Below are 24,430 nucleotides of genomic sequence, written 5' to 3'. Positions count from 1 at the left end.
ATTATGGAAAAATATATAGAAGCTTTTTGGAATTCTTTTATGGGAAGCTTACAATGGACTTGGAAGTCTATTTTGTTTGAGGTTCCATGGTACACAAACTATGTTTGGGGTCTTACGGTTATTTCTTTAATTGTTTGGGGTTTAGAGATTGCGTTTCCTTGGAGAAAAGAACAGTCTATATTTAGAAAAGATTTTTGGTTGGATGCTTTTTATATGTATTTCAACTTTTTTATTTTTTCTATTATGATTAGTGGTTTTTATAAGATGTTAGAAATTTTGTTCATGGATTTTGGGCTTACTGCAAAAAGTCTTGCAGTTATAGATATTAGCACAATGCCTATGTGGCTGCAATTACTGCTGTTTTTTATAGTACTAGATTTTGTGCAATGGTTTACTCATGTATTGCTACATAAGTATTCTTTTTTATGGAAATTTCATAAAGTACACCATTCAGTAAAGGAAATGGGCTTTGCTGCGCATCTTCGCTATCACTGGATGGAAAATATTTTATATAAACCCTTAAAGGTATTTGGTGTAATGATTTTAGGAGGGTTTGAGCCAGAACAGGCATATATAATACATTTTGCAGCTGTGGCTATTGGACATCTTAACCACGCCAATATAAAAATTACTTGGGGGCCTTTAAAGTATCTTTTCAATAATCCAGTTATGCATTTATATCATCATAGCTACGTACTTCCTAAAGGTTCATACGGGGTTAATTTCGGAATTAGCTTAAGTCTTTGGGATTATATTTTTAAAACAAATTATATTCCAGAAGACAGTGGCACCATTGAGTTGGGATTTCCTGGAGATGAAGATTTTCCTCAAGACTTTTTACATCAAGAAATTTATGGTTTCGGAAAATCTCGAAAATAATAAGTAGTTGTTATAAATTAAAAAGGCGATACTATAGTAGTAAAAGCGTCGCCTTTTTTATAGTTAGAATAACAAACATGTTTACTGAAACTTTGAGATGAAATTCTTTACAGGCGATTTTAGTTTTTAAGCAATTTTCAAATTTAAAGAGATCATGTAATTTTTTCAAGCTGTTAACTTTGAAAAATGTATTCCTCTACGTACGATGAATATACCCATCGATACTAACCAAATAGCTTTGATATGAAAAATTGGTTTGTAGATTTCAAAGTTATCCGGAATACCCATGACTATTGCCATGGCGGCAAGTCCTAATAAAACGGTAAACCAACTTAACCAAGCGGCAACCATATTCCATTTTACTAAACCTAGCCCCAATAAAACCAGACCCACTCCAGAAAAAACACGTCCAAAACGTACAAAACAAGTTACATACTGATTGGTGTACAAAATATTGTTCATAAATTCTTGAACCTCTACCACAGATTTATTCATTGTCTGACCAACACCCCAAGCACCAAAGTTATAATAAAATGCGCTGGCAATCGCAAGGGTAAGGGTGCCCGCTATGACCATTCCAGCTCCCGGCAATATTAAAACTCTATACGGTTTTTTTAGCGTAATCGATACTAAAGCAAAGAGTGCTATTGCCATTGTAACCCATCCAAAAATATGTATGCGATACATCCATATCCAATACCAAAGTTGGTCGCCAATTGCGGCAAAATCGGAAGCAACTAAATATTCACCTACATGATGTGGTGATAAAAACCAACCACCCCATAACAATACTGCGGCAGTAATAAAGGTCCAGCCTGTAAATGTTGTTTCAAAATCTTTTTTCATGACTTTTTAGTATAAGGTTCTAAAGTATGTATAAGTATTATTTTGCAAAATGACGAGGGTCATTTTTCAGAAAGAGACAGGCACAAGCGCATTTTGATGCTGTATATCAAAATGTATTAATCACTACTAAATCTCTACTCTCTTTTGTTTTCTGGGATTTTTTTTGACATGATATATTTTTTGTTATATGGAAATATTCCATAAATTTGGAAAATTTCCACTATTGTATGAATAGAACCATTTTGCACCTTGATCTTGATACCTTTTTTGTGTCTTGTGAGCGCCTTTTAGATAGTAGACTAAATAACAAGCCTGTAATTGTTGGAGGCACTGGAGATAGAGGAGTGGTGAGTGCTGCAAGCTATGAAACAAGAGCATATGGTGTGCACTCAGGAATGCCCATGAAAATGGCAAGGCAGCTCTGTCCTAATGCCATATATATAAGAGGTAATGCGGGAACGTATACCAAGTTTTCTAAACAGGTCACTGAAATTTTGCAGAGTGAAGTTCCAGTCTTAGAAAAATCAAGTGTTGATGAATTTTATGCTGACCTGACAGGTATGGACCGTTTTTTTGGATGCTATAAGTTCGCTTCAGAGTTGCGTCGAAAGATCATTCACGAATCAGGATTACCCATTTCATTCGGACTTTCAATTAATAAAACGGTATCTAAAGTCGCTACAAACGAGGCTAAACCTAATAATCAACTAAAAATTGATACTGGGTATGAAAAAGCGTTTTTGAGTCCACTTTCAATAAAAAAAATACCGATGGTTGGTGAAAAAACTTACCGCACTTTTTGCAATATGGGTATTAAAAACGTGAATACTGTACAGCAAATGCCAGTTGAAATGATGCTATCTGTTTTTGGCAAAAATGGCCGAGTAATTTGGCAACGCGCTAACGGAATAGACAATAGTCCTATTATAGAATACCATGAACGCAAATCAATATCTAGCGAGCGTACCTATGGTCAAGATACTACTGATATAACAAAGCTAAAGACTACCATTATTGCAATGGCCGAAAATCTTGCCTTTCAATTGCGGCGTGGAGGTAAGCTAAGCTCATGCGTGACAGTTAAAATTAGATATTCCGATTTTCAAACCTATTCAAAACAACTAAAAATACCATATACCTCTGCCGATCATCATTTATTACCAGTAGTGATGCGGCTTTTTGAAAGTTTATACAACAGAAGACTGCTAATACGGCTAGTAGGTGTTCGATATAGCAGTTTGACATCAGGTACTTATCAAATTAGTTTGTTTGATGATGAAAAGAAAACGGTAAATCTATATAAAGCGATGGATGCTATTCGCATTCGGTATGGGGACCGAAGTGTTATGCGAGCTGTAACCATGGGTGAAGGAGCGCGTACTGTAGGTAATTTCACAAATCCTTTTAATGGAGAACCACCTATAGTTTTAGCACATAGAACGCAGTAAATATGTATTTAAATAATCATTCATATTATAGTTTACGATATGGTACCATATCAGAGGTTGAATTGTTAGCAATGGCTCAGGAAAATGAATGTGAGTATTTTCCGATAACTGATATCAACAATACTTCGGCATGCTTGAATTTTGTGAGAAAGGCAGCTTCTTACAATATAAAGCCTATTGTAGGGATTGATTTCCGGAATAATATTGAACAATACTATGTATGTCTTGCTAAAAGCAATGAAGGCTTTTTAGAACTGAATGAATTTCTTTCAGCTCATTTGCACAAGCAACAACCCTTTCCTGATTATGCTCCAAAGTTTAAAGATAGCTTCATTATTTATCCGTTTGAACGTGTTTTAGCACTGGAAAAAACATCATTTTCAACAAATGAGTTTATAGGTATCGGACTTGCTGATATTAATAAATTACGGTTTTCTAAGCTGCGTGAATTTACAGATAAGCTTGTCATACTACATCCAGTTACGTTTCGCAATAAACGTGATTATAATACACATCGACTTTTACGTGCTATAGATGCTAATATGTTACTAAGTAAATTACCAGAATCACAGCAAGCTAAGCCAGAACATATCATGCATAGCAGAGAAATAGTAGAAAATACGTTTAGCGATTATCCTTATATTATAACTAACACCAATCGATTGGTAGAACAATGCAGTATTGAATTTAACTTTTCAAAAAGTCGTGATAATCAAAATCTAAAAACCGTTTTTGGTACTACTAATGCTGATTATGAAAAATTAGTTGCACTATGCAAATTAGGACTTCCAAAACGATACGATCTAATTACCGATGCAATACGTCGTCGTTTAGATAAAGAGCTTTCGCTTATTAAACAACAGCGATTTGTAAGTTTCTTTTTAATTAATTGGAAGATTATTCAGTACGCAAAGTCTAATGACTACTATTATGTTGGTCGGGGCAGTGGAGCTAATAGTATTGTTGCTTATTTGTTAGAAATCACCGATGTCGACCCGATTGAACTCGACTTGTATTTTGAGCGATTCATGAATTTGTATCGCGCAAATCCGCCCGATTTTGATATTGATTTTTCTACCTGGGATCGTGAAGATGTCACCCGATTTATTTTTGAAGAATTTGGTCAAAAGGGACAAGCTGCTTTGCTAGGTGCTTATGTAACATTTAAACATAGTGGTGCTGTACGGGAACTCGGTAAAGTTTTTGGTTTGCCTAAACATGAAATTGATAAGTTAAGTGATGGTCGGTACAACCCTAATCAGCTAGATAAGCTTTCAAAATTAGTGCTTCAGTATGCAAAGTATCTACATGGCAGACCAAATTATTTAAGCATACATGCGGCAGGAATTCTTATTTCAGAAAAACCGATTCACTATTTTTCTGCTACACATCTCCCTCCTAAAGGCTTTCCTACGGTACAATTTGATATGCATATTGCTGAGGATGTAGGGCTCTATAAGTTCGATATTTTAGGTCAGCGAGGTTTAGGAAAAATTAAAGATGCAATTACCATTGTAAGGGAAAATCAACCGACAGCTAAGCTTCCTAATATTCACAATGCAAAACCTTTTTTTGTAGATAGTAATATTAATGCAATGATTGAACGAGCCGATTGTATAGGTTGCTTTTATGTCGAGTCGCCTGCCATGCGTATGCTACTTAAAAAATTGGGAGTGCGTGATTATTTGACATTGGTGGCTGCTAGTTCAATTATCAGGCCTGGAGTTGCCAAAAGCGGAATGATGCGTGAGTACATTCTAAGGCATAAAAATCCTGAAAGACGCAAGCAAGCCCATCCAGTATTATGGGATATTATGCCAGATACTTACGGTGTTATGGTATACCAGGAAGACGTGATTAAAGTAGCACACCATTATGCTGGACTCGATTTAGGAGAAGCTGACGTATTGCGAAGGGGAATGAGTGGTAAGTATAGATCCCGTGAGGAGTTTCAGGCTGTAAAAAATAAATTTATAGATAATTGCCGTGTAAAGGGAGAGACAGATGAGGTGATTTTTGAAGTATGGAGGCAAATTGAAAGTTTTGCAGGCTATGCATTTGCAAAGGGACATTCGGCTTCGTATGCGGTAGAATCGTATCAAAGTTTATTTTTAAAATGCTATTATCCGCTGGAGTATATGGTGGCGACTATTAATAATGGTGGCGGCTTTTATCGAGTAGAAACCTATGTACATGAAGCTCGAATGAAAAAAGCGACCATTCACGCTCCTTGTATTAACACCAGTTGTATTGAAACTATTATTAAAGGAAAAGAAATCTATTTAGGATTTCAGCACTTACAGGGCTTTGAAAAGCGGAATATGCTCAAGATTATGAACATAAGATGCGATGGTTTATTTGTTTCTTTAGATGATTTTATGGAGCGTGTCCCGATGAGTATAGAGCAGTTAGATATCTTAATTCGTATTAATGCGTTTAGATGTTTTGGGAAAGATAAACGAAGCCTATTATGGGAAGCACATTTTAAGTGCAACCATATAGTGATAAACGAATTGCAGCAACAACTCTTTAAGCTGCATACTAAAAATTTTGCTTTACCCGAATTCACCATCACCAATTTAGAAAACGCATTTGATCAGCTTGAGCTGTTAAATTTCACGCTGTATAACCCATTTATTCTGCTTAAAGATCCACCTAGTAATGGATTGTTATGTAGTCAGCTAGCTACTTATTTAAACAAGGTGGTTGTAATTTATGGGTATTTAGTAACTGCAAAAAATACGAGTACTTCAAAAGGGGACCGGATGTTTTTTGGTACTTTTTTCGATCAAAAAGGGCAGTGGTTAGATACCGTACATTTCCCGCCTGTAGCAAAAAAATACCCTTTTAGAGGAAAGGGCATTTATCGAATTACCGGAAAAGTAGTGTCGGAGTTTGATTTTTTAACTATTGAAGTGATAAAACAAGAACGAATGCCTTATATATCAGATCCTAGATTTGACACTACATATAATCGTAAAGAATTGCCAAGTGAGCCAAAGTCTTTTGGGTTGTTGCGGTAGGAATAACTTTTCAATACAATACATAGTAGTCCATCATCAATGGATTTAAGGCTTTCGCGCCGCATTTGAGCTGTAAATTATTTATATGTAATGGACATGATCAAAATCATGATATATTCACAACTCCTAGGATATATTCGTGAATATTATTGTTGCAAATCTTGACCTAGTGAAAATCAAGGAGGAGAAAATAAAAGAATTAATCGCACAAATTGAAATTATCATTGATGCGATAAAAGAGGAAGAGGTTAAGGCTGAAGCTATTTTGTTAGGAATTGACAATGAGTATCGTAAGAGTGCGAGAAATTTGATTCAATACAATGCCTTTAGAAGGTTTGATCTGAGAAATACCCAGAAAAAGTTGAAGAATATGGGATTGACCAGATTGGCGAAAGCAGAAGGGCATTTAATGTCCAGTCTCCTCAAAACAAGATATATCTTATACAGTTTACTGGGAGAACGACCCATTGCAAAATCGAAAGCTGAACTTTCCATAAAAAATGGGAAAAGATTGTTGAATAGGCACACAAAAGAACTTCTTGGATATCGCTCTAAAGGAAGGAGAGTCAGAATTATGGTCACTCAACCAACGAAGGCTGCTCATGACTATCAAATGGTATATGACATGGTACTTAATGGGATGAATTGCGCGCGAATCAATTGTGCTCATGATGATGCACAGATTTGGGAAAAAATCATTCTGAATATAAAGAAGGCGTCCGATGCTCTTGGAAAGAATGTAAAGATTGCGATGGATTTAGCTGGACCGAAAATAAGAACAGGTAGCATAATTCCTGGTCCGAAGATTAGAAAGTTCTCCCCAAAACGAGACGTACGGGGAAAAACCGTTAGCCCAGCATTATTAGTACTAGTTCCTGAAATTAAGACGGATTCTAAGCCAAACACCTTACCAGTACCCAAGCAATGGTTGAGTAAAGTGAAGATAGGGGATGAATTTTGTTTGACCGATACAAGAAATAAATCGCGAAGATTAGAAGTGATCCAAATTGATGGTGATAATGTGCAGGCACACTGTTATAAAACGTCCTATATAAGTACGGGTACAACTTTGCGTTGTCAAAATCGAGAGTTAAAAGATGTCAGTATAGGAGAGCTTCCATCGATAGAGCAGTCAATTTTGCTAGGAATAAATGATTTACTAACAATTACTAAAAATGATATAGCTGGATATCCCGCAAATTATGATGCAGAAGAAAATCTTGTGAAAAGGGCGCTGATATCATGTCAGCCACCAGAAATTTTTAGAAAGGTAAAAGAAGGAGATCAAGTTGTATTTGACGATGGAAAAATCGAAGGACGTATTGAGTCTGTTCTTTCTGATCGTTTTGAGGTACGGATTACTAGAGCTAGAGAGAAAGGATCTAAATTAAAGGCCGAAAAGGGAATAAATTTTCCTATGACTAATCTAGGAATTAGTGGATTAACAGAGAAGGATAAGGTGGATTTAGAGTTTGTTGCAAAATATGCAGACGTTGTTAATTTTTCTTTTGTGAATACAAAGGATGATGTGGAACAGTTGTTAGCAGAATTAGAAAAAATGGAAGCGCTCAACAAACTGAGCATCATTCTTAAAATTGAGACTAGATTTGCTATGACTAACTTGAAAGATATTCTTCTTACTGCGATGAAAGTCAAGTATATCGGAGTTATGATAGCTAGAGGTGACCTTGCCGTTGAGGTCGGATGGGATAATATAGGCCGCGTTCAGGAAAATATTTTAGCCATGTGTGGCGCTGCCCATGTACCTGTTGTATGGGCTACACAGGTTCTGGAAAGTTTTGCAAAAAAGGGATTGCCTTCAAGGGCCGAGATTACTGACGCAGTCGCTTCATTGAATGCTGAGTGTGTAATGCTTAATAAGGGAGCATATATCAATGATGTACTTCAACTACTGAACAAAATTCTATCTAGTATGGAACAGCTTCATGAAAAAAACGAAGCGATGCTCCCAAAAATGTAGAATTTAAAAGCAGCATATAACCCTATATGCTGCCTTTGACTACTAATCTAAAAACTCAATCAATAAACACCAATTTACTTTGCTCCACAAGAACTTAAGGCCCACCTAGAAAACTAATTATTCCTGTTTCTAATAAAATAATTACCATCCCAAATAGCACCAAACAAAGAAGTAATACTAATAAAGGCATGTAATATTTGTTTCTAGAAGATTGCATTGCCAAATACATACATAATATAGCATAGCCAAAAGACTAATGCCATGGCCGTTATGATCGACATCAGATCGAAAACGGCATGAATAATCTTATCTTTTTTAATTCTTGATTCCATTATAAGTTAAATCGAAGCAGTACCTCATGAGATCCTCTACTGTAGTCGCCTATGTTGGTGGTTGCTCTGTCATAAGCATAGCCAAATGCCATCCAATCAGCCATCTTTACAAAGGCCAGTCCACTTACTGATTCATTCAATCGATAGTTCAGTCCTAATTCTATTCTGTTATAGATATCAAAAGTGCCGGTTAGATCGATCGTAGTCGGACTACCCGATACCATTCTCACCATGGTCGATGGTGTGAACTGTAGATTGTCATTCAAGGTTATGTGATAGCCACCACCTGCGAAGAAGTGCAACTCATCTGTTGCCTCGGTTGCAATACCCGCCTCCTTTTCATATCTATCGCTCTTTAAGAGCTGGGGGGCTGATAGGGTGATATAATAATTGTTTGTTCTTAGTAATGCCCCGATACCGATGTTTGGATTAAACGTACTCACATTTTCTGTGAAGAGTGGATCGTTTGTGATCTGTAGTGAGTTTAAGTCTATATCTACAAAAGAACCTCCTGCTTTTAAGCCCAAATATAGCTTGGTGTTGTCTGTTAATTGTAGCTTGTATGAAAAATCGATATAGGCATCAGTCTCATTTAAGACAAACACCCGGTCGTTTACTACCGAAGCTCCTATACCTATCTTATCATTAATCGGAATGCCTAAGGATAGACTCTGGGTCTCTGGGGCGCCTTGTAAGCCAACCCATTGACTTCTAAAGTTTACATTGAGTTGGGTTTGTTCTGTGCTCCCTGCAAAAGCGGGATTAATCACATTCATATTGTAATTATACAAGGTATAACTAGGGTCTTGTTGGGCTATTGTTGTTCCGGGTAGTCCTACCAATAGCAATACTAATAGGCTGATATATCGTAATTCTTTCATCTTTATCTTTTCTTATCGATTTGTTTTTTAGTTGATATTTTTTGATTCAAGCATAAGACACAGCCAAGCCCTTACAACCATGATGTTTCTCTTTAGAGAAAAAACCATCTACCCAGCTGTGTCTTCTTTGTATGGGGATTGATTAATAGTTAATGTATATCCACCCTTGTTTAGGTGGAAAGTCAGGATCGTTTAGTTCTATTACATATAGATAACTACCCGCTGGTAAGCGGTTACCGCTGCCTGCTTCTGTAGAAGTACCATCCCAATCATTCTGATAGTTGTTAGCCTCAAACACCTTTTGACCCCAGCGGTTGTAGACCGTCACCTTGCTATTTGGAAAGTCATCGATGTTTTCAATTACCCAAGTATCGTTGATGGTATCTCCATTAGGAGAAAACCCTTGAGGGGTCACAATCTCTTTACTCTCACAGTCATCTGCAATACCATTACCATCTTCATCTGTTGCAGTGATGGTTACAGTGGCTGTTCCTGTGGCTGTATTCCCTTCATTATCTGTTACTGTTAGGGTCACTGTTACATCACCTAAACCGGGACAATCAAAATCAGTAATATCCAAACTTGTTGATGCAATACCACTACAATCATCTGTAGAACCATTGTCAATATCCGCTGCAGTGATACTGGCTTGTCCATTAGCATCTAATGAAACAGTGATGTCTTGAGTCACTATCGTTGGGGCTACATCTTCTGTTACCGTTACTGTTGCTATTCCAGTCGATACATTGCTTTGCGCATCAGTCACCGTTAGCGTTACCGTATTTGCTCCTAGATTAGAACAATCAAAAGTGGTGGTGTCTAATGCATAGGTTAAATCTGCATCGGCTGTACAATTATCTGTAGAACCATTATTTATATCAGATGGAGCAATGCTCCCATCACCATTGGTATCTAAAGTCACTGTAATATCTTGGGTGGTGACTGTTGGAGCAAGCGTGTCTTCGACTGTAATTGTTGCAGTCGCGGTGCTTGTTGCACTACCTTGAGTTACCGTAAGTGTCACTGTGTTTGCACCAAGGTTGGAACAATCAAACGTATCAATATCTAAACTTAAGGTCGGACTGCTATTACAACCACTATTCGACCCGTTATCTACATCCTGTGGGGTAATAGTCACTGATCCATTAGGATCTAGTTGTACCGTGATATCCTGCGCTATCGCAGTCAGTGGTTGATTTGGGTCTTCTTCTACTGTTACTACTGCTGTTGCGGTAGCTGAATTACCACTAGCATCAATTACTGTTAGGGTTACGGTGTTTATTCCAAGATTAGAGCAGTCAAAATCCGTTTGATCCAAACTAAGGGTATCCACAGCACAGTTATCTGTCGATCCATTATCGATTTGCTGTGCAGTAATGCTAGCATTACCTGTTCCGTCTAGTTGGATAGTTATATCTTGAGTAATGGCTGTTGGGGCTACCGTATCTGTTACCGTTACCGTAGTCGTAGAGGAACCAACATTACCTTGTGCATCCACTACCGTTAGAGTCACCGTGTTTGCGCCGATATTCGAACAGTCAAAATTTGTTATATCAAGGCTCGAAGAAGCGATACCACAATTATCGCTACTACCATTGTCAACATCAGCTGTTGTAATGCTGGCTTGACCATTGATATCTAATTCTATTGTAAGGACTTGAGGAGTTATACTCGGAGGAACATTGTCTTCAACAGTGACAACTGCAGTTGCTGTTTCTGTATTAGGCCCTTCAGTAGCTGTTAAGGTAACCGTATTTTGCCCAATATCATTACAAGTAAAACTTGTTGTGTCTAGACTTAAAGTAATATTACCACATCCACTACCGGAACCATTGTCAACATCCTGTGGTGTGATTATAGTTTGGCCATTAGCATCTAATTGTACCGTGATATCTCGGGCAATAGCTGTAAGTGGTTGATTGTCTTCTACAGTAATAATGGCTGTTGCAGTATCGGTGTTGCCTGATGGGTCAGTCACCGTTAAAGTAACAGTGTTCGCTCCTAGATTAGAACAATCAAAGGTCGATTGACTAAGCGTTAAGTTAACACTACAATTATCCGAACTACCATTGTCGACATTGGCTCCTGTAATGGTCACCTGACCGTTAGGATCCAACGGTATTGTGAAGCCTGCGGCCACAGCAATTGGCGTTAAGTTATCTTCAACAGTAACCGTTGCAGTAGCAGTAGCAGTATTCCCTGAGGTATCTGTTACACTCAAGGTTACCGTGTTCGCACCTAAGTTGCTACAGTTAAAACTACTAACATCTATATTAAACGTACCTATAGCACAGTTATCAGTACTATTATTGTTAATGTCGGCGGCACTAATACTCGCCTGACCATTCCCATCTAACTGGATGGTAATATCTTGCGCTATGGCAATTGGTGCCACATTGTCTTCAATCGTTACCGTAGCCGTGCAACTATCTGTTGTAGTACCGTCATTAACCGTAAGTGTAACAGTATTTGCTCCTAAATCAGCGCAAGTAAATGTGTCTTGGTCTACACTTAGAGTAACAGAATCGCATCCACTACCTGAACCATTATCAATATCAATAGCTTGTATGGTACCTACTCCATTAGCATCGAGTTGTACTGTAATATCTTGGCATACCGCAACAGCAGGAACTGTATCTACTACGGTTACTGTTGCCGTAGCTGTACCCCGATTTCCTATATTGTCCGTTACAAATAGTGTAACCGTATTTGCTCCCAAATCTGCACATGTAAAGTTACTTTTATCTACTTGTTTGAACAATGTAGATGTCAAACTACAATTATCAACACTGCCATCATCAATATCATTGGGGTCTAAAACTGCTTGTCCGTTGGCATCTAATTGTAATGTAAAATCTTTAGTTTGTACAACAGGAGGAATATTTTCAGTTACAAAAACATTAACCACTCCAACAGTCGAATTTCCATCCAAATCAGTTACAGTGACAGTCACAGGGATAGCATTAGGACCTATATCCGCGCAGCTAAAATTTGTTGGAGAAAAACTAATTGTTAAATCGCTTGGAAGATTACAACCTGGGTCAGAAGGAGTCCCATTTATTACTAAGGCTTGTGTTACAACTCCACCTCCAGAAGCGTCAAGTCTAAGTGGTGTCGAAGTTTTGAAGTCTACTATTGGTGGCACAATATCCCTAGTAGGAATTGTAATAATGCTACTTGCTACATTATCAGTACTCGTATTTACATCTTGAGCAGCGCCTCCTAGAACCTGTAAAGTGACAGGATCTCCGCAAGTTCTAAGATTTCTAATATCAACCTGATATAGTGTTGAACTTAATGCTGTAATTTGATTTTGAAAACCAAAATTAGTACCCGATATATCTGAAAAAGAATCAAATCCTGTAACCGGACTTGAAAATTCAATGCTTAGCGTAAAGATTAATTGTTGATCTCCAGTAATTTCAGATGGAAAATTTGGTGTGCTGGTTATTGTAACAAAAGGAGCACAATTCGCAGAAAAACTTGCAGCAGCATCTTTAGTAATTGTAGAAACATTTGCATTAGGATCATCTACTTGGATACAACTTAAATTGGGGTTATTATTTGCGAGTATTGATGCAAAATTCGCATTGTTGCCATTAGCTAGATTTAAATTTTCCAATGAAGAACCAATTCTTAACCCTGCTTGCTGGAGTTGTGCGTTTTGGGAAAAATCTAAATTCTGCATGGAGTTTCCGTCTAAAGAAATTGATCTCAAATCTAACAATGTGCTGACATTCAAATCAGCAATCTGGTTACTTTGAAGCTCAATAAACTGAAGTGCTGTATTTCGCCTTAAGTCTAATGTTAAAAGTTGATTATTCTGTAATCGTATGTTATTTAGGAGAAGATTATTTCTTAAATCGAGTATGTTAATTGAATTATCATTTACCCACAATCTAGTCAACTGTGTATTGTTAGATAGGTCAATAGTGGTAAGTTGATTGTTTTCCGCACGAAGGTCAACCAAACCTGACAATCCTGAAATATCGATTGTGGCTAGTTGATTTTGACCTAAAAATAAAGATTGAATATTATTATTTGTCCCTAGATTTATAGTGTTAAGAGAACTACCGATAAAATCTATAGTGATTAGGTTTAAATTATTGCTCAAATCTACTGTGGTCACCGGAATACCCCTAACAACAACCGTAGATAACGCTGCAAAATCTTCAATACCAGTTAAATCCGTTATATTAATAGTAGTAGGTGTAGGCGTTATAAATAAATTTGCAATCACTTCAATATTTGCAGTAGGTACTTGCCCATCATTGGGGATGTCATCTTGAGGTGCTAAAAAGGCCTCAAAATTGGGGTCAGGTATCGCGGTATACTGGGCTTTCATTGAGGTGAAAGCACCCGCCCCAATACAAAAAAATAAAAGTAGGTAGTGTTTAGTTTTCATATGTTTGATTTGATTTTGACTTGTTTTAATCGTTATGGAGCCTTTTCTTTTTTTGAGAAAAAAGGAACGGGGATAACGCATATTTTTCTAGGACGAAAATTATATCTTATGCTAAAGCAGCCATCTACCCCAACAGGGTAGTTTTTGTTTTACAGGTATTTCAAGGCTTGAAAAAACCGTATTTTGCTAGTGTGAATTTTCAGCGATTACTGACATATTTTTACAAAAAGTGTTTCCTATCAGTTGCATGCTGTTTATTTGGCGGGCTATGTTATGCACAAACCAACATCAAACATTACACATCGTCTGATGGCTTAGCACACGATGTTACTTATAATATTATTCAGGATAGTAAAGGCTACATTTGGATATGTACTGATGATGGCTTATCAAAATTTGATGGAAAAAAGTTTACAAACTATGGTTTAAAAAACGGACTCACATCCAATTACATTATGGATGTGAAGGAATTGGATAGTACTACGTTGGTTATTTCCACCTGGGGCGGAGGTCTTCATTTTCTAAAAAATGATACCATATTTAAAAGCTCTAAATTCCATGATAATAACACTAAGATTCTCGATATCGACTTAAGTGATGATATGATTTATGTGCAATCGGGGAGTCGGTTCTTTTTTTATAGCTTAAAGGATTCTACGCTTAGTAAGCAGAGTTTTATTGATGGAGACCGTTTTAGTGATGCATACAAAAATGTAATCAGCTTTAATCATGTTGGGTTAAGTCATCTGGATGATAAGTTAGTCATTCATGATCAGGGCAGTTCAAGCAACAATATTTCTGGGATTAGACTTCTAAAAAACACAAAAGAGACAGCCCCTTATTTCGAGTTTTTAGATACACTAGAAATATCCGCAGCAACCAAAAACAGAAATAATCAGTATGTTTTTGGCACTACGAATCAATTAATTTTTACTTCTTCTAGCTCGATAACGAACACTCATTTGGTATCGTCTATTCCCGCTAACGAAAAGATTGTTAAGATACGGTGTAGTCCAAAAGAACTAAATACTTATTTCATTATAGCACGAGATAGTTATGGCTTTAAAACGCTATATAGTTATAATACATTGACCAAAGAGTCTAATAATCTGCTAGAGGAGTTTAATATTAACACTACAATTTCCGATGCCATTTTTGACTTTGAAGGTAATTTATGGATTACCACTTTTGGCAATGGTGTCTATTGCTATTACCATTCTAATCCGACTATTAAAAATAAAATTGAAGGGAATTATGTAGTTGACCTTACTTATTTTAGAAATAATATATATGCACTAACACCTTCAAAACTTTTTAAGTTTTTAGATGAAGAAATAGTGGCTACATATCCTTTAAATGGGTTTGCAAAAAAACTAACGGTTGTTGACGACTCATTGTTTGTCTCAGCTTTGAATGCTTCCTCTGAAAAAAGTATATCTGGTTTCAACTTTATTAATGGACGCTTTATTGATAAATCAAGCCACGGAATAATTGTACAAACAGATACCATTAAGGTTGATGGTAAAACCATTTATGATGGCGATGAAATTGTTGTAAATGCTATTGAAGATGAACAAGATAAAATTACGTTCTACACCAATAAAGGAAGATGGTCATATACTCCAAAAAACGACCTGTTTGAACCAGATTCAATATTTAATCAAACGGTTTACGGAGATCGAATACAAGGGCATAAAAAACAGAAAGATAGCTACTATATATATACGGATAAAGGACTCTTTTTAGTTAAAAAAGACTCGATAAAAGTTTATGACGAAAAGAAAGGGATTCAAAACGAACGAATCAACGATTTGTTTGTCGATGAGACTTTATACTTAGCTACCCAGGGTGGACTTTCAATTATAGAAAATGACAATATCCTTAATTTTTCAAAATCCATAGGCTTTAATTCACTTGCAATCAACAAAATATTACCGGTAAATAATTCACTTTGGCTGGCTGGAGATAATGGTATTTCAATAATCGAAAGGAAGAGTTTAAAAGAAACGCCACCGCCTAGAATGAATATTACGCAAGACAATACATTATTTAAATACGAAGTCATTTCTTTTGAAGATGTAGGGATTAAAGTAGCCTATCGATTAAATAATAATGATTGGGTTTCCCTTAATCCAACTGAAAACAATATTGATTTTTCCTCATATGCTAAAGACGACTACGAGGTCATATTTAAGTCTAGAAAAGACCATAGTAACTGGGTATACAGCGATACATTTAAATTCGCAATACGCCCGCCTTGGTATCAACGCTGGTGGGTTTTAGCAATAGGAGCTTTTAGTATTGTTGCTGTTATAGGGCTTTCATTTTACTATAGACTGCGCGCTATATCCAAAAGAAACATCATCTTACAAAATGCAATAAGTAAGCGAATTGTAGCGGAAAAAGAGCTAGGAGAAGTCAGAGATACCATTGCCAGAGATTTTCACGATGATTTAGGAAATAAGCTAGCGAGTATTTCATTATTATCTGATTTATTATCCAAGCGGGTAAGTACCTCAAACACTAATCTGATTAAATCGATCAAAGAAGATGCTGATCATCTATATAAAGGGACTAAAGATTTTATTTTTTCACTTCAAGAAAAAAGTAATTATCTAGACGAAGTGAGTTTTTATTTATCGGATTTTGCTGAGGATTATTTATATCAATTTGGAATTTCGTTTGAATTGGAATCGGATATAAAAAAAGGGATTAAACTGCCTTATTATTGGAGCAAGCAGATCATATTTATATTTAAGGAAGCTATTACGAATACTGTAAAACATTCCCACGCAAAAAATGCCTATATGTCGTTTCATTTTCAAAATAGAACCCTTACTATTGAACTTAAAGACGACGGTGTAGGTTTCGATTTAGATGAAGTTTCGATGAATGGATTAACCAATATGAAAACACGTGCTGACAAAATTAATTGTGAGCTTGTTTTACAAACGAAAAACGATCAAGGCACTTGTATTATATTTAAAGGTAAACTACCACAAAAGGGTAGGGCTGATTAGTGATTTTCATTATAATTTTATCTTATGAAGAAAGTGGTCATTATTGAAGATAACACATCCTTGGCCTTGGCTTTTAAGGAGGTGATCAATGCGACCAAAGAGCTAAAAGTTGTCGGACTTTATGCTAATGCTGAAGATGCTATTACCCATTTCAAACAAGATGGTCCTGATATTGTAATAATGGATATCGAATTGCCTAAAATTAATGGTATAGAAGCTACTAAAATCTTAAAGGACAAAAAACCATCTGTCTTGGTTTTAGTAATTACGGTGTATGAAGACTCAGAAACCGTTTTTGATGCCTTATGCGCTGGAGCAAGTGGATACTTAACCAAAAATGCTTCGAGTGAACAACTTGTTGATGCTTTAAATGAACTGCTCTCTGGAGGAGCACCCATGAGTATAAAAATTGCCAGAATGGTAGTCGATTCTTTCAAGAAGGCAACTTCTTCTATATTATCAGAACGTGAAACTGAGGTGTTAAATCTACTATCAACGGGAAAGAGTTTTAAAAGTATAGGAGAGGCCTTATTTATAAGCCGAAATACTATTAAGTTTCACATAAAGAACATCTATGAAAAGCTTCAGGTCAACTCTAAGGAAGAAGCTATAAAAAAAGCAAATGACCAGCGATTGATCTAAATAAATTATCAATGGGGCTTTTTGAAGAGTACATCCTTTTAATTAAGGTTTCTAATTGATTGGAAACCGTTGATTGTGGTGCAAAAAATTGCCTTCATTCAAGGTGTAAAAAAAAATGCCAAAAAAAATTGAATAATATGAATGATTCCAATCTAAAAAAGGACCCTAAAGCGGGGCGCGTTATAGGTATTGTTTTATTAGTGATAGGAGGTGCTTTAACCGGAATACTTATTGTTCTAGTGACAACGGCTCAATCTTTGCCAAAATTATTAGTTGCTGGGCCTTCATTAGTTGGACTTGGTATAGGAATGTTTTTTTTTCCTGGAACAAATTGTACCTATAAAGAAATGAATAGGTTAGGTAGTAAAAAAGGTCTTCATCTATTGTGGTCGGATGCACCAATATTACATAGGATAATATGGATTATCGGTGGGATCATCGGACTCGCAGTTTCATTTAAAATTATGATAGCTGAAGGCTTTTTGGCTGCTCTTTAATCCTTAAGACTTCACAGGGTTATACGGCTTGACTTCTGATTCTTTTCAAAAGAATAAAATCAAATTCTAAAAACTACCCCTTTGGGGTAGAGGCATGCCTTACTTTACAAAGTACTTTTAAATCAATCTAATTGCTAATAAAAGTATAATGAAACTAACAACATTATCATTAAGTCTTACAGTTGTTTTTTTACTGACCTTTTCTGTCAAAAATGCTCATGGTGAGGATTTAAAATTATTAAAAAGCTTCACTACTAATGGAGTAAAACCCAACACAAATAAAACAACTATCATCATTAATATTTTAAAAATGAACAACAACCCTTGTGACACTGGCGGATCTGTAAAAGTAGCCGAAGGCAATAAAGCATTTACTTCCTACAAAAATGTTTTAAAACAGTTAGATGTGGCAGAACGTAATGCCAGTCGTGGTATTAATCCCGAGACCAGTATAAAAATGGCAAAACGCAATATGTTGTCAGTACTAAAAAAAGAACCTAATGCAGATTTAAGTGAAGTTTGCCAAAGATTACAAAAATTAGAGAGCGAATTAACATCTATTATGAATGGTGCAGAGTCGCGTAAAGCTAGCCAAAGACAAAAAATGTTAAAGCGCGAACCAGTATCTATTGACAATGATAAAGTGTTTTTTGAAGAGCAACTACGCAAGGTAACAAGAGTCTATTTTGATAGTAGTAAAGGAGTCTATCCAGACGAACTTGGTTTGGAGTACCCAGACTGGTTTTTAAAAGAGGTAGATGGATTTAATAGGGAAGAAGTACTATCCAGAGCTCAGGGTTCTAGTTATGAAGATGCAAAAGAAATTATGACGGTATTGGAAGATTATAGTGCTTTCTTGGATCGACAAGGTGTAGGTGAATACTTAATGGATCTACTAGACCAACAAAACAATGGTTCTTCCGATCAGTTATCTAAAAAGGCTAAAGAGATCAATACTGTAGCGAAAGCATTAAAGAATTTAGCAGGCTCTAATGCCAGTATGGATCGTGTTATAGCATTTACAGAGAAACAACTTGGTAAGGCGGACGCAGCACTTTCCAATATTTATAGTTCACCGATACATAAAAAGTATATCAATCAGGTGATATTTACTAAGCAACCTTTTAAACCGGGTGGCGAAGGTAGTTTAGAAATTAATCCAACCTTTAAAGCGGGCGATGCGGTATACGCCACTGTATATTTATCCGCTTCAATTAAAGATGCTGTTGACAGTTGGAAAGGCTATGGAAAAGGAGGAACTATGGGATTGAAAGTGAAAAATAGCAATGGCGATTTCTTAAATAGAAAGTTTGAAGCTTGGGAAGTTTCAAGTTTTTCAAACTATGAAGTTTCTATTTCGGACAATACTAGCAAAGAGCAGACAATTGTTCAATTTGTGTTAATTCCGAATAAAGAATCTAGTATAAAAACTGAAATGACATCTAAAAACATAACTCCAATTTTAATGGCAAGAGGCCTAAGCTTAGAATCTGAACGATTAAAAGAATATAAAGTTGAAGTAGCATCTTCAGGAAAAGTTACGGGTCCTGTAACTTACAAAGGAAGTTTTAAGATAGACTTAGCATCTGGTAAAGGTCCCAATTATTACAATGAAGTGGAGAACCAAAAAATGGAAACACTGTTAGAGTCTGTAGCGCTTCCAACGGCAAAAATTAATAACGCTAGTCTTGAGACTCAATTACTAGCCGAAATGAAAAAGCAAGGCTTTCAAGAACAATTTAAGAAAGCGTATATACAAACCAATTGGCAACTATTCGAACCACCTTTTAAGGAAGCTTATAAGGAAATGACTGCAAGTTTTACGTACACCACTTCTGATGGGAAATGTGGCTGGCAGAATTACTCGTTCCGTAGCTTTAAGACTGGTGATGGCTGGAGTGGGCCTCAAAAGTGGGGAGGTGCTAATCAACGTCAGCGAGTTAGCTGTAAGAAAATCAAGTAGTAAATCGTGTGTATATCCAAGGGCTCAACGATTAAGCTTTGTACTTGCGAGGATATAGATAAGAAGAGATTTCATATTCATGAAAATGGGAATATGAAAGCCTCCGTGAAATGGACGCTTTTTCGATTTATAAAGGAGGAATGGTCTGGGATGGACGGGATGCTATTGCAACCTTCAAAAGAATTTTCAATCAAACTAACAGACTCTTTTTTTCGTGAGCAATTAAATGTGCAAAACTGTTTTGATTTCGACTACAAGCCCACAGAAGGTGATTGCATTATTTTTGATTTGATTATACACGGAAAGGTAAAATACGGAGGCTATAAACCTGAGAAAAAGTTTATTTCATTAATTTATGATGGAGTGCGATGGAATATTGAACAGTATGATTGTTTTTATACTACAATTGAAGAAACTAATTCAGGGTACCTAAAACTAAAACCCTAAATAAGTAATTGTAAAATAGAAAGCCGAGGAAATTTCCCCGGCTTATTCTGGAGTAATTGATGAAGAATTTTTGACTAACTAGACAATCTAGGCTATTAAGGCAACGGATAATAATTCTGCGATACCAAGTATGACATATCATTTCGTGTTATTAGAAACAATTCATTAGTTTTTTAAACTACAATCAAATTCTTTCCATCCGTAGACATCACTAACATAGGTTTTTCCATAGTTACTACCTTGGGCATCTTGTTGGAAGAATAGGTGTTGTAAAAAACAGCGATCTTCAATCTGTGCAGTGACTACGGCAATACGATTTCTCTTTATTGGACGCCCTAGATTATCATTATAAACTACCCAATCGCGACTTGTAATTATTGCGTTCAGAGCAGTGAGTTCCTTTTTATCAGAATCATTATATGCGTTTACAAAATCTTTTTCCATATCTGAGTCAGATCGGTCAGCTTCGGGATAGTTGTTGGTCTTGGGATAATTCTTTTCTTCGATTAGTTGTTTTTCCATTTTTACGTTTTGTTTTGAAGATGTACCATTGCAGCTTATAATTGTTGCGAAAGCAAAAAAAGCTAGGACATGCGTTAGTTTCATAATGTATTTTTTATGATACTAAACTTAAAAATGAAAATAGCAGACTCAGCTACCCTGTGAGGGTAGTTTTAGAAGCAGAAAACAATTTAAGCCAAACACAAGAAACCATCATTCAGTGAATGGAAACTATTTTCCAATACAAAAGTTAGCAAAAATATTACCAAGTAAATCATCACTTGATATTTCACCAGTGATCATTCCAAAATGATATAAAGCTTGCCTGATATCTATAGCTAATAAATCACCTGATAGTCCAGATGCCATGCCTTCTTGTACTTTTTTGATTTCTTCAAGTGCTTTTAATAAAGAATCGTAATGACGGGTGTTGGTAACGATAGTTTCATTATTTCTAAGCGCTCCAGTATTTACGAATTCCAATAACTTGCTTTTTAAGTCATCGACACCTTGTCCCGTTTTGGCCGAAAGTAATAGTAGATCGGAGATTTGAGACTTGAGATTTGAGATGTTATTTTTATCTAGCTGGTCCACTTTGTTAGTAATAACTATTAAAGGTTTTTGTGGATACTTATTCTTAATCTTTTCGATTTCCGTTATATAATTCTGAATCCTAAATTCCGAATTCTGAATTTCATTTCCATCAATTAAATAAACGACTACTTGGGCATTAGCAATCTTTTCAAATGTTTTTTGAATTCCTATGCTCTCAACAACATCTTTTGTTTCCCGAATTCCGGCAGTATCAATAAATCGAAATCCGATACCACCGATAGAAATCTCATCTTCGATAGTGTCCCTTGTCGTCCCTGCGATATCGCTTACGATGGCTCGTTCTTCGTTAAGCAACGCATTTAGTAAGGTCGATTTTCCCACATTGGGCTCGCCTACAATTGCAATCGGAATCCCATTTTTAATGACATTTCCGACGGCAAATGAATCAACCAATCTTTTTAGAACAGTTTCTATTCGACCGAGTAATTCTTCAAACTGTGAGCGGTCTGCAAATTCAACATCCTCTTCAGCAAAATCTAATTCCAATTCGATTAATGACGCAAAATTTAGAAGCTCGTCTCGTAATTTTTTAATCTCATTGCTAAATCCGCCGCGCATTTGTTGCATGGCTATTTGATGCGATGCTTCATTATCACTTGCTATTAAATCAGCAACTGCTTCTGCCTGACTTAAATCTAATTTTCCGTTTAAAAATGCACGTAAGGTAAATTCGCCGGCATCGGCCATACGGCAGCCGTTCCTAAGAAAAAGCTGAATGATTTCCTGTTGAATATAAGGTGAGCCATGACAGGAAACCTCAATTACATCTTCGCCAGTATAACTATTAGGGCCTTTAAAAATAGAAGCTAAAACTTGATCAATTATTCGGTCATTTTCTACAATATGACCTAAGTGTATAGTATGCGTTTTTTGATCTTTTAAAACCTTATTATTAACTGATTTGAAAAAAGATGATGCGATATCGATGGCTTTAGGACCTGATAAGCGCAACACAGAAATTGCACCTGCTCCCGACGGAGTCGCTAGTGCTACAATGGTATCATCTAATAACATTCAAAATAAGTTTAATGCAAAAATACTAAACCTATTGTTCGCACAATTTGTAAATCAACGTTTCAATTAATTAAGAATGGAGAATTATACTATCATTTAGGTAACCATTTACTATAAAAAAAGACCGCTATTTAAGGCGGTCTTTATGTTTTATTGATTCAAAAGTTATTTGCACACAACTGCATGTGCAATTACAAATATTTCGCCAGATAGATTTTCTTCAATAGTGTATTTACCAGGTGCTACTGTAGCTTTTCCTTTTTTAGTAGTTGGGAACATGTCATAACCAGCATACGTATGGGTTTCATCAACCATATACCCATTGTCAATATTATAGGTTACGTTGACATCACCATCGTTGTAATCCACATCAACGGTACCGACTAACTCACCTTTATTAATATCACATTGGCCTGCCGCAGCATAAATTTCATAGGAGTATTGACCCTCGCTGATTGGTCCAAGGACCCAACCCCAGCGACTAAAGCCATTATCAATAAAACAATTAGAGCCGTCAGTACTTCTGGCAAATGCTGTTTCGCATTCCAGTTCTTTTTCTGGTTCACATGGGATTAAAAAGTTAAAGTCGGAATCCCAAGTTTCACCTGAATCTTGATGTACCAATTTCATCCAGCCACTTAATCCTAAATTACTTCCTTCATCAAATAGAGATCCACCATTACCGATTTGAAATCCTTTGGATAAATCAGTTGGGCTATGAAGCACATCATAGGCTCCATTTCTATCTTCATATCCATCTATGCAGCCAGACACTTCTAAGATGCTTCTAGTTTCATCTAATAGATAATAAGTAAGATCTTCTGGGTTTACATTTGAACAGGTATTATCTGGGATATGTGCCATTCCACCACCTGAACTCCAATCAGCGTAGCTTTTCGGATTAATCAACCATACGTCAACCGTGGTTGTACATTGTTTACCAGCATTGTCATTGAAACTTCCGGTAATGTTTACAGATCCATCTTCGTATTCTGTGTATGTTAGTTGGTTATGATCTGGGTTATAGCCACCCCAAAAAGTGCCAAGTCCCCAAAAAACATAATTAACACCTCCACAAAGCGAAATAGGTTCTGGTTTACAGCTATTTACTATAACAGCACCGCTATTGTATTCTAGAGAGTGAACGTTATTAAAAGTATCATTAACTGAAGCAGCTTCTTCTGTAGAACAGGAACTAATTAAAAAGAAAATACCTAATAAAGGTATTATACGGTTTAGTTTTTTCATGATTTGTTATTGTTTAGTTATCTAATGTTGAACGTCGCAAATTAGGGCGAACGCACCTGCAGTCCCATTTTTTTTGTTAAAAAGTGTGAAATGTGCCTTGAACTCACCTATCTCCGATTAACTACATTTTTCTTCTTTATAATACTGAAAAAGGGTGGGCAGATAACTAACTATAGGTTTTCAACTTAAAACGTAATTTATCGAAGTCGAAGATTGTTTAATTTAAAAAATACCTGTAACAATTTGTAATATTTTGCGTCCTATCTTTATAGTAATCAATCAAATCATTATGGAAACTTCTTACAAACCTATTATTGTCCCAACACGAGAGGATAATCAACTATTAGTAATCATGCATTTAACCCAATTGCTAGACTATGTGACTGGCTTTGGTGGATTCATTGCACCATTGGTATTGTGGCTTAGCAACAAAGATCGGGTTATGGGAATGGATGAACATGGTAAATCAATAATAAACTTTCAAATTAGTTTGTTTATCTATTGCATAATTAGCATTCCGCTAATTTTCTTATTTGGTCTGGGTGTAATTTTCTTAATCGGTATCGCAATACTTGGTTTTGTTATGCCCATTATAAACGCTATCAAAGCGAGTAATGGAGAATCACCTTACTATCCGTTTAGTTTGCCTATTTTTTAAGTGAAAAATTCTTTTATTTTCATGATAACT

At 36.1% G+C, this 24,430-nt stretch carries 16 protein-coding genes; 10 read left to right on the top strand and 6 right to left on the bottom strand.

The features are described 5' to 3' along the window. Positions 1–3: 3 nt before the first annotated feature. Complete coding sequence (locus tag GWK10_RS01510; protein ID WP_164029129.1) at positions 4–879, top strand: sterol desaturase family protein; 876 nt, start codon at positions 4–6, stop codon at positions 877–879. 165 nt (positions 880–1,044) lie between these two features. Here the strand turns inward: GWK10_RS01510 and GWK10_RS01505 are convergent, their stop codons facing one another. Then, positions 1,045–1,725 carry a hypothetical protein gene (locus GWK10_RS01505; protein ID WP_164029128.1) on the bottom strand — a complete coding sequence of 227 codons (681 nt, stop codon included), beginning with the start codon at positions 1,723–1,725 and terminating at the stop codon, positions 1,045–1,047. A 227-nt stretch (positions 1,726–1,952) separates the two neighbouring features. On the opposite strand from GWK10_RS01505, the gene dinB reads away from it, so the two are divergent. From dinB to GWK10_RS01490, 3 genes are all read left to right on the top strand, one after another. After that, entirely contained in the window at positions 1,953–3,173 is a 1,221-nt protein-coding gene (gene dinB / locus GWK10_RS01500) for a DNA polymerase IV (protein WP_164029127.1), read from the top strand. A 2-nt stretch (positions 3,174–3,175) separates the two neighbouring features. Continuing rightward, positions 3,176–6,196, top strand: coding sequence for a DNA polymerase III subunit alpha (locus tag GWK10_RS01495; RefSeq protein ID WP_164029126.1), 3,021 nt, complete (start codon positions 3,176–3,178; stop codon positions 6,194–6,196). A gap of 169 nt (positions 6,197–6,365) precedes the next feature. Further along, positions 6,366–8,177 (top strand): pyruvate kinase, encoded by a 1,812-nt coding sequence (locus GWK10_RS01490; RefSeq protein ID WP_164029125.1) that lies wholly within the window; start codon positions 6,366–6,368, stop codon positions 8,175–8,177. Between the two features lie 331 nt (positions 8,178–8,508). Here the strand turns inward: GWK10_RS01490 and GWK10_RS01485 are convergent, their stop codons facing one another. Then, on the bottom strand, positions 8,509–9,390 hold the full coding sequence (locus GWK10_RS01485) for a PorP/SprF family type IX secretion system membrane protein (RefSeq protein WP_164029124.1): 882 nt from the start codon (positions 9,388–9,390) through the stop codon (positions 8,509–8,511). Between the two features lie 142 nt (positions 9,391–9,532). After that, complete coding sequence (locus GWK10_RS01480) at positions 9,533–13,795, bottom strand: T9SS type B sorting domain-containing protein (protein WP_164029123.1); 4,263 nt, start codon at positions 13,793–13,795, stop codon at positions 9,533–9,535. 167 nt (positions 13,796–13,962) lie between these two features. Between GWK10_RS01480 and GWK10_RS01475 the strand changes: the two genes are divergently transcribed. From GWK10_RS01475 to GWK10_RS01455, 5 genes are all read left to right on the top strand, one after another. Next, positions 13,963–16,815 (top strand): sensor histidine kinase, encoded by a 2,853-nt coding sequence (locus GWK10_RS01475; RefSeq protein ID WP_164029122.1) that lies wholly within the window; start codon positions 13,963–13,965, stop codon positions 16,813–16,815. Between the two features lie 24 nt (positions 16,816–16,839). Then, on the top strand, positions 16,840–17,457 hold the full coding sequence (locus tag GWK10_RS01470; RefSeq protein WP_164029121.1) for a response regulator: 618 nt from the start codon (positions 16,840–16,842) through the stop codon (positions 17,455–17,457). Between the two features lie 137 nt (positions 17,458–17,594). Next, entirely contained in the window at positions 17,595–17,954 is a 360-nt protein-coding gene (locus tag GWK10_RS01465; protein ID WP_164029120.1) for a hypothetical protein, read from the top strand. Positions 17,955–18,102: 148 nt separating this feature from the next. Next, complete coding sequence (locus GWK10_RS01460) at positions 18,103–19,917, top strand: hypothetical protein (protein ID WP_164029119.1); 1,815 nt, start codon at positions 18,103–18,105, stop codon at positions 19,915–19,917. Between the two features lie 93 nt (positions 19,918–20,010). Beyond that, positions 20,011–20,364: a hypothetical protein gene (locus GWK10_RS01455; protein ID WP_164029118.1), complete on the top strand. Its 354-nt coding sequence runs from the start codon at positions 20,011–20,013 to the stop codon at positions 20,362–20,364. Positions 20,365–20,529: 165 nt separating this feature from the next. Here the strand turns inward: GWK10_RS01455 and GWK10_RS01450 are convergent, their stop codons facing one another. The 3 genes from GWK10_RS01450 to GWK10_RS01440 all read right to left on the bottom strand — a co-directional run bounded on the left by GWK10_RS01450 (position 20,530) and on the right by GWK10_RS01440 (position 23,742). Continuing rightward, positions 20,530–20,970 carry a hypothetical protein gene (locus GWK10_RS01450; protein WP_164029117.1) on the bottom strand — a complete coding sequence of 147 codons (441 nt, stop codon included), beginning with the start codon at positions 20,968–20,970 and terminating at the stop codon, positions 20,530–20,532. Between the two features lie 126 nt (positions 20,971–21,096). Continuing rightward, positions 21,097–22,494: a tRNA uridine-5-carboxymethylaminomethyl(34) synthesis GTPase MnmE gene (gene mnmE, locus GWK10_RS01445; RefSeq protein ID WP_164029116.1), complete on the bottom strand. Its 1,398-nt coding sequence runs from the start codon at positions 22,492–22,494 to the stop codon at positions 21,097–21,099. 165 nt (positions 22,495–22,659) lie between these two features. After that, positions 22,660–23,742: a hypothetical protein gene (locus tag GWK10_RS01440; protein ID WP_164029115.1), complete on the bottom strand. Its 1,083-nt coding sequence runs from the start codon at positions 23,740–23,742 to the stop codon at positions 22,660–22,662. A gap of 289 nt (positions 23,743–24,031) precedes the next feature. Here GWK10_RS01440 and GWK10_RS01435 point away from each other — a divergent pair, with 289 nt between their 5' ends. After that, positions 24,032–24,400: a DUF4870 domain-containing protein gene (locus tag GWK10_RS01435; RefSeq protein ID WP_164029114.1), complete on the top strand. Its 369-nt coding sequence runs from the start codon at positions 24,032–24,034 to the stop codon at positions 24,398–24,400. Positions 24,401–24,430 lie beyond the last annotated feature (30 nt).

Origin of the sequence: Spongiivirga citrea, assembly GCF_010671565.1 — a bacterium.
Taxonomy (GTDB): domain Bacteria; phylum Bacteroidota; class Bacteroidia; order Flavobacteriales; family Flavobacteriaceae; genus Spongiivirga; species Spongiivirga citrea.
Note: the sequence above shows the minus strand (reverse complement) of the source record. Positions and strands in the feature narration are given on the sequence as shown.

What these genes read in the sequence shown, in the direction of transcription:
- GWK10_RS01510 (WP_164029129.1), top strand. Translation starts at nt 4, where the DNA reads ATGGAAAAATATATAGAAGCTTTTTGGAATTCTTTTATGGGAAGCTTA.
- GWK10_RS01505 (WP_164029128.1), bottom strand. Translation starts at nt 1,725, where the DNA reads ATGAAAAAAGATTTTGAAACAACATTTACAGGCTGGACCTTTATTACT.
- dinB (WP_164029127.1), top strand. Translation starts at nt 1,953, where the DNA reads ATGAATAGAACCATTTTGCACCTTGATCTTGATACCTTTTTTGTGTCT.
- GWK10_RS01495 (WP_164029126.1), top strand. Translation starts at nt 3,176, where the DNA reads ATGTATTTAAATAATCATTCATATTATAGTTTACGATATGGTACCATA.
- GWK10_RS01485 (WP_164029124.1), bottom strand. Translation starts at nt 9,390, where the DNA reads ATGAAAGAATTACGATATATCAGCCTATTAGTATTGCTATTGGTAGGA.
- GWK10_RS01480 (WP_164029123.1), bottom strand. Translation starts at nt 13,795, where the DNA reads ATGAAAACTAAACACTACCTACTTTTATTTTTTTGTATTGGGGCGGGT.
- GWK10_RS01470 (WP_164029121.1), top strand. Translation starts at nt 16,840, where the DNA reads ATGAAGAAAGTGGTCATTATTGAAGATAACACATCCTTGGCCTTGGCT.
- GWK10_RS01465 (WP_164029120.1), top strand. Translation starts at nt 17,595, where the DNA reads ATGAATGATTCCAATCTAAAAAAGGACCCTAAAGCGGGGCGCGTTATA.
- GWK10_RS01460 (WP_164029119.1), top strand. Translation starts at nt 18,103, where the DNA reads ATGAAACTAACAACATTATCATTAAGTCTTACAGTTGTTTTTTTACTG.
- GWK10_RS01455 (WP_164029118.1), top strand. Translation starts at nt 20,011, where the DNA reads ATGAAAGCCTCCGTGAAATGGACGCTTTTTCGATTTATAAAGGAGGAA.
- GWK10_RS01450 (WP_164029117.1), bottom strand. Translation starts at nt 20,970, where the DNA reads ATGAAACTAACGCATGTCCTAGCTTTTTTTGCTTTCGCAACAATTATA.
- mnmE (WP_164029116.1), bottom strand. Translation starts at nt 22,494, where the DNA reads ATGTTATTAGATGATACCATTGTAGCACTAGCGACTCCGTCGGGAGCA.
- GWK10_RS01440 (WP_164029115.1), bottom strand. Translation starts at nt 23,742, where the DNA reads ATGAAAAAACTAAACCGTATAATACCTTTATTAGGTATTTTCTTTTTA.
- GWK10_RS01435 (WP_164029114.1), top strand. Translation starts at nt 24,032, where the DNA reads ATGGAAACTTCTTACAAACCTATTATTGTCCCAACACGAGAGGATAAT.